Raw genomic sequence first — 12,100 nt, 5'->3', positions numbered from 1 at the left:
GCTGAAACCCTTGATACAAGCGGACATCACGAAATCGGACGCCGACAAGAAATGGCTGAAACCCTTGATACAAGCGGACATCACGAAATCGGACACAATCTATATAAGACTAACTTAGATACTAATAAAGATACTAATAAAGATACAAGCATGCTTGATTTTTCATCAACTAATTTCTCTCAAAATGTTCTACAAAAACAAAATCAAGACATTGTAGCTAATGCAAGCGAATTTCTAGTATCAAACGGAAATTCAGGTAAAATTCCTTTAGAAGCTGAAACCATAAAGTTAATCAGTTTATGGTCTGCAAATGATCCAAAGAAAATGGAAAAAATGATTGGGATTATTTTTAATGCTAAAAAGGCAAGTGAAACATTTATTACTCAACAAACAGGAAAACCAACAACTATCTTTTTAGATAACTACGAGGATTTGCAACATGACATCACAGTTTCATTGAGAAGAACATTTAACGCTATTAGAAATAAACAGGATAAAAAACAAAAAGTTAATCCTGAAAATTACATTTTTGGCGCAATGAGAAATACTTTTGAAGTGTGGTACAGCGAATACCTGCAATCATTAAGTTAAAATGGCTAAATTAGCTCATATAAGAGCCACAGAGAAACTTTAAAAGCAACAAAGTACAAAGACTAGTAAAATGTCAAAAATGCCTTAGAAGCGTTATTAAAGGCAATTAAAATCAAAGGACAAGATAATATCTTGTCCTTTTTCTACCAGAAGTCAAGTGTTTCAATGCATTTAGGTTGTTTTATGAGCGTTATGGCAAAGCTGTGCGTACTATAACAGCCGACAATGGTTCTGAATTTATCTCATGGGACTTTTTAGAATATGTTCAAAAAGAGCTTAAAATTAAGCTATACTATGCCACACCGTCATCACCACAACAACGTGGTTCAAATGAAAACAGAAACCGTAAGCTACGTGATTGGTACCCTAAAGGCACGTCATTTAAAGATGTGAAACAACGACAATTAGATGAAGTAGCTTCAAAAATGAATGCTATGCCATTGAGACAGGCACTTGACGGTAAACGACCTATGGTAGTCTTTGAGCAGGAATATAAAGCCATGCAACGTTACCGTAGAGCTTATGAAAAGCGTAAACAACGTATGCTTGAAGTTAAAAAACAAGAATTCGAGAATAATTAAAAACGACATTGCAATTAAGCGGAGTAAATTGTATAATAAAAAATATATGAATAGCTGGGTTGTGGCTAGCTAAAAAACGCCGACTAATGAATTTTTTCATTTTTGTCGTTTTTTTTCGTTATAAAAAAAAGGTAGGTGTAATTTAATGGGATATATATTTTTGGGGCTCGCGATTCTAGGTGAACTCTTGGGAACGAATTTGTTAAAAGCTTCAAACGGATTCAGTTCGCTTTGGGAAACTGTGGGGTCTTTAGTTTCATACGGTGCAAGTTTTTATTTTTTAGCATTAGCTATGAAAACTATAAACTTGAATGTTGCTTACGCTTTATGGGCTGGCTTAGGAATTGTATTGACAACTGTTTTGGCAGTAGTCGTTTGGAAAGAATCTATTAATCTGAGCAGCGTCTTAGGAATTGTATTAATTTTGTCAGGAGTTGTCGTTTTAAACTTGTATGGTCCTGGTCATTAAACCAAAATAAAAAACGACTAGCTGTATAAATATTATAATAAACAAAAGGCACCTGGTGTGTCTTTTTATTATGCTTAGAATATAAATATTTGAAAACGGGTTAATTAATTGAAATATTTGATATAATAGTGAGTAATTTGATTGCTAAAAGCCTTTGCGTAGACGTTCCAAAAACGTGTACGTCCGATTTACTTTTAAACCAAATCATGATATTCTAAAAAAAGTTGTGCTCTGATTAAAAAATAATCTTCGTTAATTTTACATACATGTAACCAGTAGTTTACTAAAATATTAAACATGTGGTTTTCAACTTGACATCCGCCGACCAATGTTTGGTTTACTTAATGTCGCTTATCTAAACTAAAAAGCGCCAAACCTGAAATAAACAGGGTTTGGCGCTTTTTCTGTGATCACGTCTTGTGAATTGAGCTAAAAATAATTGGTCTAGCTCTCATAATCCCCACAACTAGCCTTTTGTTATTTGTGAAATTTTAGTCCGTGAGCGGTTTATGAGAGGGCTGTTTGTGCTTTTTGCGGAGGCGTAAACGGACCACCAACTTGTGTTGGGCGACTTCTTCGTCAGACAAGGTTAACTTCTCATCAATTGAAAATGAGGTCGTTTTGTAATTTTTGGCCAGGACAACCGCATAAACAGCCTGGTCAATCTGGTCACTTTGTTCCGGTGTTAAGGCAAACGTATAAGACTTGTCGCCATACAAAATCGTTTTATCAGGGGCTACGCGCGTAAAGCGACCCTTAATTGCATTGTACGTCATAACAGCTCCTTTCTTGATTTTATTAGATAAATCTCATCAAAGGGGCGTTTATTACCTTTTTGCCCCATAATAGAAATGTCGACTTAAACTTACTCCCCCAAGCGTTGAGGAGGGGTTACCTATCGGTTTATTTGCAATTTTACCCCCCCTATTAGTAATTTGGGGGCTTGGTTAATTTTTTGAATCGTCTTTAATTGTCAAAAATAACAGTCTAGCCATCATACTATCAGCGTCACTGTATTTTAAAGTGGGCCACCAGGCTTGACCAGCGTACTGGCCCAAGCCTTTGAAACAGCAGAGCTGTTTCATGGCAGTTATTGTTTATAATTATACACTGTCTTGCCCTGAAAGGAAACTTGCTTCAAAAAAGACAAACAAAAAGAGCTGGTGTTCCTACGCACTAGCCCTTTTTACTAGAGAGGTTAGTCTCCATGTACTTTCTTCTATTAACATTATAACATTATATTATTGGTATTTCAAAACATGATATACTTAAAAAGCTGTTGTTTCCTACTATACTGCAACGGCAAGGAGGTTTAGACTCCATGTTTTACTTTTTTCAAGAACTTACACAATTGTTTAACGCAATCTGTGTTGCTGTTGTGACGTTCGCAATCAAACGTTATTTTGATGATCTTAATGATCGTTAAAATAATGTGGGCACCTTAAGGGTGCCTTTTTGTTTGCTTTTATTGTATAACACCTATTAATTGCGATAGTCCACTACAATTTTTTTGTTATTATACACTTACGTTTACCGATTATTTTAATGTGGTTAAGCTGACAGCAGCTTGCCCCACGCGGGCAGCGTTCTGCATGACATGCTCTCACTGAAAGTGATCCTGCAATGATAAATTGCCCTGTCACGGCGTGACCCGCCGGAGGTTTTTCTAGCCGGATGATAGGCGCTGAAAAATAGTAGTTTCCCCAGCAGGAAGGGGAAACGCTACTGTCATCGCTTGTCGATGACGCGCCTCGCAGAGCCTGTCCAAAATATTATTTTGGTATAACAGGCTATACCAGATTTTTAACGGTGTTATACTGGTCTTGGAAAATCTTTTTTGAGGAGGCAATTTTGATGGCGCATTTAAAGAAAAATACGCGTGGTTCAGTTCCCGGCTTAGCCGTTCATTTTGAACGTAAAACCGACCATCACACTAACAAAGAAATTGATGTGTCGAAATCCTATCTGAATCAAGATCTCATGGCAGATGGTTCAGATATGCTTTCACGCTTCAACGCGCGTTTAAATGACGTTTATTGCATGAAAAGAGACGATGTGAAGGCGTTAGCGACTTGGATTGTCACTTTACCTGAAGAACTCGCAGAAGCGCCCTACGAGCAACAGAGCGCCTTTTTTGAAGCAACCACCAATTTTCTTAATGACCGTTATGGCCAAGAAAATGCCGTGGCCGCTGTCGTACATTATGACGAGACAACCCCTCACTTGCACTATGCCTTTGTACCAGTGGTTTTTGATGATAAAAAAGCGCGTTATAAAGTATCCGCTAAAGAAGTCCTAACGCGACATGATCTGCAAACCTTTCATGATGATTTAGATCAGCATTTAAAAAAGGTGCTGCCCTTTTATGAACAAGGGATTTTAAATAACAAAACCTTACCGTTTGAGAATGTCGCTGAAATCAAAAAATACAACGATCAGTTTAACGCCTTAAAAAACGAACTAGCTGACGTTGAAGACAATATTAGGGCTAAACAGGCCGTACTTAAAATCACGGATCAAGCCTTAACGGAAGTTGACTTAGCCGAAAAACAAATTGATGATTTTAAACAAGCCTTATCTAAAAACCTCTTTGGTAAGACGGTGCTTAAACCAGATGACTTAGATCGCTTTAAAAACGTGTTAGCCACGATGAAGAAAGCCACCTTACAAAGCCAGCATGAGACAGAAGAACTCAAGCAAACGTTAGGACAAGTCAAAGTGCAATTAGCTGACATCCAATCTGATTATCAAAACCTGAAAGAAACGCATCAAGCGCTTCAGAAGCGGCAGCGAGACCAGCAACAGCTGGATTATGCCATGCGAGACATGCTTAAAAATGATTATGGTGTCGACCAACTATCCCATACGGATGTGGAGGCCCGGTATGTTCTTTATAAGCTGGATCATGAAGAACTCACTCAAAATAAAAAAGTAGCCCAGGCCTGGTTAAAAACACTGACGACAGCTAGAGCAGATCCAGATACGAAAATAGCGCCAACTAGATTAGATCGCGGTATTGAACAAGTTAAAGCATTAATTAATCGAATCATTGAATTAACGCGTGATCTTTTTAAAGGACCTAGCCTCTAACGCTAAACCGGTTTATTTGCCGTTCTAAGCGTTTTTAGCCATGTGACGTAGAAATAATCATTAAATAGATTAAAACGTCGCTATTGGCTTAATAAGTGGCAATTAGGTTACATAACCAGTAATCCATCATTTAAAATAATTCAAAACAAAAAGAACACTCTGGACAAACATTATGTACAACGGTGTTCTTTTTGTTTTGTTTTTTTATGGGTTCAATAAAAAGGCGCAGCCTATTATAAGTTTATCTTTTATATTTTAATCTTTTGTTCTTTTGCGCGGGTATAAAGTGAGGTTTATCAGTGCTTTAAAGCTAGATACGTGTAGAAAAAACTGTGCATACGTGTAGAAAAAACTGTGCATACGTGTAGAAAAAACTGTGCATACGTGTAGTTTTTTTAAAAAAACTACACTATAAATGATATAATAAAAAGCATAAAGAAATCCCCGACAAAAAGTTTTTCTTTATGCTTATCCAACAACACACCCAAAGGAGTGTATTTATATGACCATTATACCAGAAGAATCAAAGACAAGGCAGGTACAGACCTTGAATGAATTATCAAAAAGAAAAGTCGTTGAACATAATAGTTTGATTACATCCATCGCCAAAATGGACAAAACACCACTTAAAATGTTTGAACTAGCGGTGTCTTTAATTGATACAGATAATCCACCAGAGGATCAGACGGTTTATTTATCAAAGCAAGAGTTATTTGCTTTCTTTAAGGTTGATGATAACGATAAGCATAGTCGCTTTAAAGAAGCGATTGAAAAAATGCAGAAACAAGCTTTTTTTCAGATTAAAAAAGAGCAAGATAAAGGGTTTAAGTTTGTGAGCATTGTGCCAATTCCTTATGTAGAATGGACGGATTATCATGATGAGGTATTAATTCGATTTAGTCCCGAAATCATGCCCTATTTAATTAATCTCAAAACAAATTTTACGCAACATGCTTTGTCAGAAATTTCTGAATTGAATAGCAAGTATGCGATTGTTTTGTATCGTTGGCTATCAATGAATTACAACCAGTATGAGCACTACAGTGTTAAAGGCGGCAGAAGAGAAGAGCAAGTTCAAAGTTACCGTAACCCTGAAATGAGTATACGAGACTTACGAGAAATGACGGATACAATAGATGAGTATCAGGATTTTAGAAATTTTGATAAATGGATATTGAAAAATCCTTTGGACGAAATAACAGAGCATACTTCGCTTCAAGTTACATACGAAAAAGTCAAAAAAGGACGCAGCATTGATAGTATTGTCTTTCACATTACTAAAAAACAAGTTGCAGCTGATAGTAGTTATAAACAGGATGATCCTGTTTATATTGAGGGCAAGATTCGCCAAGAAGAAACAGAAGACATGTTGACTGTTAAGGCTATAAAAAGTCCATATACAAAGTTACTTATGGAGCAGTTTTTGTTGTCATATATTGATTTAACGGATACGTCTATTTTGTCAGGGTTACAGAAAAATGTTTATCCACGTTATGACGAATTAAAAGAGTTACGTGGTTTAAACGGTGTCAAAGAGCACTTAGCATATATCCGAGATAAACAAGATGACTATTCTAAAAAGAATATTGCTAAGTATCTTAAAAAATCGATTGAACAGTATCTACCAATCGTTAAAAGGCAGGATATAGATCATGAGTGACAATTTAAAAACAATTCGAGAACTTGCTGATGAATTCAAGGTATCTAAGCAAGCAGTTAGGAAAAGATTAACCGATGAATTTAGAGCAAACTACGTAGAAACCGTATATAGTAACGGAGTAGAAACATTAGTAGTAACGGTTAGTGGTTATAGGCTTTTAAAACAGCATTTTTCTAGTAGTAACGGCAGTGAAAAAGTAGGTAGCAACGTTGGTGGTAACGTTGGTAATACTAATGTTACCAGTGATAATAAGCAAACAACGGATAATAGCTATGTATTTAAAATATTAGAACAACAATTAGCTGTTAAAGATAAGCAAATAGAAAATAAAGATTCACAAATATCACAAATGCAAAATTTATTAGATCAGCAACAACGGCTAGCCTTACAGGACAAACAACTGCTCGAAGAATACAAGGCAGAAATTAAGGACTTGAAAGCCTTAACGATGGCACCGCATGATGATGGTGAAAAAGAAGTGACGTCAGACAAACAACCGGAACCTGAAAATAGCACCCCGGAGTCACAACCTAAACCTAAAAAGTGGTGGCGTTTTGGTAAATAGTTACAACTAAAAAAGAAAAGAAGACTAGTTAAATGGCGGAAGATAAATTTGAACAAGCTGTAATTGATAAGCTAAAGAGTGAAGGTTGAGAATATTTCACAGATTATTCTGGTGTAACAGTTGATCGGTTATATGATCACTGGCGAGATATTCTGAATGCCAACAATCGCAAACGACTAGAAGATACTCTGTTATCTGATAATGAGTTTGAACAAGTGAAGTTGGAACTAACGAAGAATAAAACGCCGTATGATGCGCAACTCATGTTGGCGGGTGCGGGTGGTGTTGGGACCGTACCGTTGAATCGTGATGATGGGACGCAGCTAGAACTTGAAATATTCTATGGTGATGAAGTGGCTGGTGGACATTCACGTTATGAAGTCGTTAACCAAATTACGTTCACAGATTTAGCGACTAGTCTAAGCTCTAAGCGGCGGATTGATATCTTGCTACTGATTAATGGGTTACCTGTAGCCCACATTGAAGAAAAAGATGAGTCCTTACAAAACCAATGGAATGCATTTGAGCAATTCCAAAAGTATGACGGTGACGGCATGTACACGGGACTCTTTTCTTTTGTGCAAGTGCAGTTTGTCTTGTCGCAAAATTCAGCGCACTATTTTGCACGACCAAAGAATAGCCACTCTTATAACCGTGATTTTGCCTTTGGTTGGCGTGATGATGACGGCAAGGATGTCACCCAAAGTGTAAACTGCGCGACAATCAACCACCACGAAAACAGAAAGTTTGCACGTGGTTATTATTATAATTTGTCCAATTCATCTACTCAATATTTGATTAGGTAGGACACTTATTCTATATCAAAAACGGTATTTCGAAAATTATCCGAGTATGAAAAAATCAAAATAGAACTAAGGAAAAAAAATTTTATGCGATTGAATATTAGAATTCAAATTGGAGATGTTGAAAGCAAAATTTAAAACATAAGCATTAATTGACCCAATAATTTTAATCACTGAAGAAAATTTTGAAGTCTAAAATTATGTTTGTTACGTTTTTGATAAAAGTGAATTAATTGTTCAAATTATGAATGTTTATGTGGTAAATGTGATTTATTTGTGATATTATATCGTTGTTGTAAGCGATTTCATAAAATGCAGAGAGGGAATTTATATTATGTTTAAAATGCAGAGAGGGAATTTATATTATGTTTAAAATGCAGAGAGGGGATTTATATTATGTTTAAATGGTTATTAGCTTCAACTAATTCTAATGTTAAAGTACCAGTTGAAGAAATTGATAGTACTTTTAGACGGAAACAGTTAGGGGTTCTAGTTGCAACCAGTTTTTCTTATGTTGCCTATTATATTATTCGATTGGTTTTTACGACGGAACAACATTCAATTATGAAAGAATATGGTTTTTCAATTAGTCAAGTTGGCCTTATTCTCTCAACTTTTGGAATTGGTTATGGGATTTCTAAATTATTTATGGGTGCTTTATCTGATAAAGCGAATACCAAATACTTTTTGGTATTAGGTCTGTATCTATCTGCTTTTTTTAATGCCGGCCTTGCTTTCACTCATAATTTTTATGTTATTATTGCGCTTATGTTATTAATGGCTTCTGCTCAAGCTATGGGAGCCCCAGCATGTCAGCGTGAAATTAGTTTGTGGTTTTCTAAGAAAAAGCGTGGGACGGCTTATGCTATTTGGTCTTCTGCTCATAATGCCGGTGCATTTTTGTGTGTGCTGACTGTAGAGTTGGCTGCATTTTTATTTAGTAATTCAATTGCTGCTATTTTTTTAACCGCATCAGTCGTTTCTGTCACGATTGCAACACTAATGCTGGTCATTAATTCTGAAAGCCCTATTGCTGAAGGACTACCCCCTGTTTCAAAATATGATGATACAGTAGAGGTGACAGGTGAAGGCCAGATTGATAACAATGACAATACTGATCTTTCTATTATGCAAGTATTTATAAAGCATATCGTTTCGAATAAAATTGTTTGGGCTGTGGCCGTAACTTCAATGGCGATTTATATCATTCGCTATGGAATCATGAGTTGGATCCCTAGTTATCTACCTACCAAAGGATTTACCCCGTCTTTCTCTAAATGGTTAGTAGGAATTTTTGAAATTGCTGCCGTACCAGGTGTTATTATAATGGGGATTTTATCGGATAAGCTAAAAGGGCAGCGTGCGTTAGTTTGTCTATGGTGTTTATTTGGATTAACTGCCTCATTACTTATTTATTTCTTTAGCACAAATCAAACCCTCATAACTATTGATTTGTTCTTTATGGGAACTTTGATTTATGCACCTGCAACACTTATCGGATTAATGATCAATGAAGCAGTTCCTAAATTTGCTGTTGGTCTCTCGACGGGCTTCATTGGCTTTTTCCAATACGTATTAGGAGAGGTTGGAGCAACTGCCTTGATTGGTATACTGGTTGATAAATTCGGATGGCAAGCTAACTCTTCTGTTATTTTTATTGCCTTAGGGTTAATATTTATTCTAACAATTTATTTGGTCTTAAATGATCGTAAGATATTAAAACGTGAAAGTAAACTTAGCCAAAATATAAAAAGTTGATATAGGTTATTCAGAAAACATCTATTGTATTATCGGTGTTGGCAATATATTAAACTCAAAAAGGAGATGTAGCGAGAGTAAGAATTTAAATAATTCTTACTCTTTTTTGCCTGAACCACTGATAAGAAGTATAAAAGTTATTTTGTGCATCAAAAAATACTTTGTTGATCGTTAAATATGAAAGCTACGTGATAAGCACCCGTCAACACAACGGTTAAGTTCGCCCGTGGTTATTATTATTAAGTTAATAGAAAAGTTTAATGTTTAAAAAAAGAGCAATTTTAGACTAAGCCTTATCTGTAAACCGTTGAGGGACAAGGGTTTACAGATAATAAAAGTCTATAAGACTAACCAACCCTACATTAGCAAGCAACATATTATTTTGTCGCAACAATGTTTTTATGCACGTTGGTATAATCAACTCAATCAGTTGTCTTATAGCTTTTGTGTAACATTTCATAGGTTCCTCTCGTCGGTACTATAGGTGTCCCAATGTTAGTTGTCCATAAGGATCCTCTATACTTCAAGGATGGTAATATTGCTCAGAAGTCAATAAATTGGACTATTTTTATTCAGTTACTTAGGCAATATTTGAGATACGATTTCGATTATAAAAATTGATATACCAACCAATGGCTGCTTGGAAGACTGACATATTAGCCTCGATATCATCGAATAACTAAATACAGAAAAATACAATAAATATTATCAAACTAGGGACTATACTAGAAAACATCAGTACATTCCTTAACTCAGGGTCTATAATTATATAATCGACCCTATGAAAACCTATTAAAACAGCCCCTGTTATCTAATCACTAGATAACAGGGGCTTCTTTTTATTTTAATGTTATAATAACCCCAAAAAAGGATGCAAAAGTATGGACAAAAATAATCTTTTAATAACTGGTGATGTATATAGTAATGCCCAAATAATGGAGATCTTCAGGGTATCTAATTCTGGTGGTGTCAGATTTTCAACTAAAACACGGAGTCTAGTTATATTTTCTTTTCATCAGAGTGCTAATCAGAAAGATGTGCCTTATCAAGATTCTTGGGAAAAAGACACGTTGCATTATACGGGTCAAGGAAAAGAAGGTGACCAAGAGTTAACCAGAAACAATAAGAAAATAGTTGAAGCTAATCAAGATAACATCACGATCCATCTGTTTGAGTCATTTGTTAGCCGTGAATATATTTACAGAGGAATAGTTTATTTGTCAAATAATCCGTACAAAGCGAGTGAGTTAGATGCTAATCATAATTACAGATTAGTTTATAAATTCCCTCTTACGATAAAGAACGGCAATGGGGAATTACCACTATCCATTATCCAGAGTCATACAATTCAGCAAGATAAACATTTGCAAAAATTGCCACAATCAAAATTAGCTGAAATGGCCCAAGAAATTAGTCGTTCCAACCATGAATTCCATAAAAATAATCCTAATGACAAGGCTAGTTCAAGATTTGTGAATACTATTTCCTTTGAGAGGAGTCCTTACATTGCTAACTACGTTAAACGCATTGCTAATGGATATTGTTCTCTTTGTGAACAATTAGCCCCATTTTTAGATAAATATAATCAGCCATTTTTGCATGCCCATCATATAAATTATTTATCAGATGGTGGAGAAGATACAATTGAAAATTGTATTGCCGTCTGTCCTAATTGTCATGCAAAGATTCACGCTTTAAATGATCCTAAGGATAAAGAAATTTTATTAAGTAAAGTGAGGAATAGGTAAAACATGGTGCAACAAATCGTACTACCCATCAAAGATTCCAACGTCTTAAAGATGGTACAAGATACTTTACTAGATAGTTTTCGGGCGGGTCGGCGTAACTACACCATCTTTCAAGTTGGTAAAGCCACCCTACTGCGGGTGAGTGATGTCATGACCTTAAAAAAATCAGATGTCTATAATCCAGACGGTTCTGTTAAACACACGGCCTTTATTCATGATAAAAAGACCGGTAAAGCAAACACGTTATATTTAAAGCCAGTTAAACAAGACTTACTGCAGTATCATGATTGGCTAGTCCAAGAAAATATCAATTCTGATTGGTTATTTCCCTCAACGGCCCATCCAGATCGTCATATCACTGAGAAGCAGTTTTATAAAATCATGGCACGCGTTGGAGATTTATTAGGTATCAACTATCTCGGCACACATACCATGCGTAAAACCGGCGCTTACCGTGTCTATACACAGTCAAATTACAACATTGGCTTAGTCATGCACTTACTGAATCATTCTAGTGAAGCTATGACGTTAACTTACCTTGGCTTAGACCAAGCGAGTCGGGAAACCATGTTAGATCAAATTGATTTTGGTTAGACTAATTGAATACAACTGTAATTAAACGCAGACTTTACCTTGCTGATTTAGAAGTTACAGCAAAAGACGTGTATATTAAACGGGATTTTGCTAATAAAACGGCTGAAACCCTTGATACAAGCGGACATCACGAAATCGGACGCCGACAAGAAAATAATAAAACAGCTGAAACCCTTGATACAAGCGGACATCACGAAATCGGACGCCGACAAGAAATGGCTGAAACCCTTGATACAAGCGG

At 35.9% G+C, this 12,100-nt stretch carries 9 protein-coding genes and 3 pseudogenes; 11 read left to right on the top strand and 1 reads right to left on the bottom strand.

Annotated elements, in window-relative coordinates:
- The 3 genes and pseudogenes from AC1RPX_RS07530 to AC1RPX_RS07520 form a co-directional block, all read left to right on the top strand.
- Nucleotides 1-591: plasmid replication initiation protein (locus AC1RPX_RS07530; RefSeq protein WP_113848075.1), on the top strand; the 591-nt coding region annotated here is incomplete at its 5' end.
- 167 nt (nucleotides 592-758) lie between these two features.
- Nucleotides 759-1,172: pseudogene (locus tag AC1RPX_RS07525) on the top strand (IS30 family transposase); the annotation flags it as partial.
- A 145-nt stretch (nucleotides 1,173-1,317) separates the two neighbouring features.
- The gene (locus AC1RPX_RS07520; RefSeq protein ID WP_014386287.1) at nucleotides 1,318-1,641 is read left to right on the top strand and encodes a DMT family transporter; all 324 of its coding nucleotides are present in this window, start codon (nucleotides 1,318-1,320) and stop codon (nucleotides 1,639-1,641) included.
- A 491-nt stretch (nucleotides 1,642-2,132) separates the two neighbouring features.
- Here the strand turns inward: AC1RPX_RS07520 and AC1RPX_RS07515 are convergent, their stop codons facing one another.
- Nucleotides 2,133-2,417, bottom strand: coding sequence for a hypothetical protein (locus tag AC1RPX_RS07515; RefSeq protein WP_224138772.1), 285 nt, complete (start codon nucleotides 2,415-2,417; stop codon nucleotides 2,133-2,135).
- A 1,078-nt stretch (nucleotides 2,418-3,495) separates the two neighbouring features.
- Here AC1RPX_RS07515 and mobV point away from each other — a divergent pair.
- From mobV to AC1RPX_RS07475, 8 genes and pseudogenes are all read left to right on the top strand, one after another.
- Nucleotides 3,496-4,731 carry a MobV family relaxase gene (gene mobV, locus AC1RPX_RS07510; RefSeq protein ID WP_481762196.1) on the top strand — a complete coding sequence of 412 codons (1,236 nt, stop codon included), beginning with the start codon at nucleotides 3,496-3,498 and terminating at the stop codon, nucleotides 4,729-4,731.
- A 502-nt stretch (nucleotides 4,732-5,233) separates the two neighbouring features.
- On the top strand, nucleotides 5,234-6,391 hold the full coding sequence (locus AC1RPX_RS07505; RefSeq protein ID WP_481762197.1) for a RepB family plasmid replication initiator protein: 1,158 nt from the start codon (nucleotides 5,234-5,236) through the stop codon (nucleotides 6,389-6,391).
- On the top strand, nucleotides 6,384-6,956 hold the full coding sequence (locus tag AC1RPX_RS07500; protein ID WP_481762198.1) for a DNA-binding protein: 573 nt from the start codon (nucleotides 6,384-6,386) through the stop codon (nucleotides 6,954-6,956). The genes AC1RPX_RS07505 and AC1RPX_RS07500 overlap by 8 nt, the downstream gene beginning before the upstream one ends.
- Before the next feature lie 32 nt (nucleotides 6,957-6,988).
- Nucleotides 6,989-7,666 (top strand): annotated as a pseudogene (locus AC1RPX_RS07495) (type I restriction endonuclease); the annotation flags it as partial.
- A 489-nt stretch (nucleotides 7,667-8,155) separates the two neighbouring features.
- Nucleotides 8,156-9,517 (top strand): MFS transporter, encoded by a 1,362-nt coding sequence (locus AC1RPX_RS07490; RefSeq protein ID WP_481762195.1) that lies wholly within the window; start codon nucleotides 8,156-8,158, stop codon nucleotides 9,515-9,517.
- Nucleotides 9,518-10,398: 881 nt separating this feature from the next.
- Nucleotides 10,399-11,265, top strand: coding sequence for an HNH endonuclease (locus AC1RPX_RS07485; RefSeq protein ID WP_150289734.1), 867 nt, complete (start codon nucleotides 10,399-10,401; stop codon nucleotides 11,263-11,265).
- Between the two features lie 3 nt (nucleotides 11,266-11,268).
- On the top strand, nucleotides 11,269-11,859 hold the full coding sequence (locus tag AC1RPX_RS07480) for a site-specific integrase (RefSeq protein WP_150289733.1): 591 nt from the start codon (nucleotides 11,269-11,271) through the stop codon (nucleotides 11,857-11,859).
- A 5-nt stretch (nucleotides 11,860-11,864) separates the two neighbouring features.
- Nucleotides 11,865-12,100: pseudogene (locus tag AC1RPX_RS07475) on the top strand (plasmid replication initiation protein); the annotation flags it as partial.

It is taken from the genome of Dellaglioa sp. CoH-56-MRSF-14 (assembly GCF_056782115.1).
Note: the sequence above shows the minus strand (reverse complement) of the source record. Positions and strands in the feature narration are given on the sequence as shown.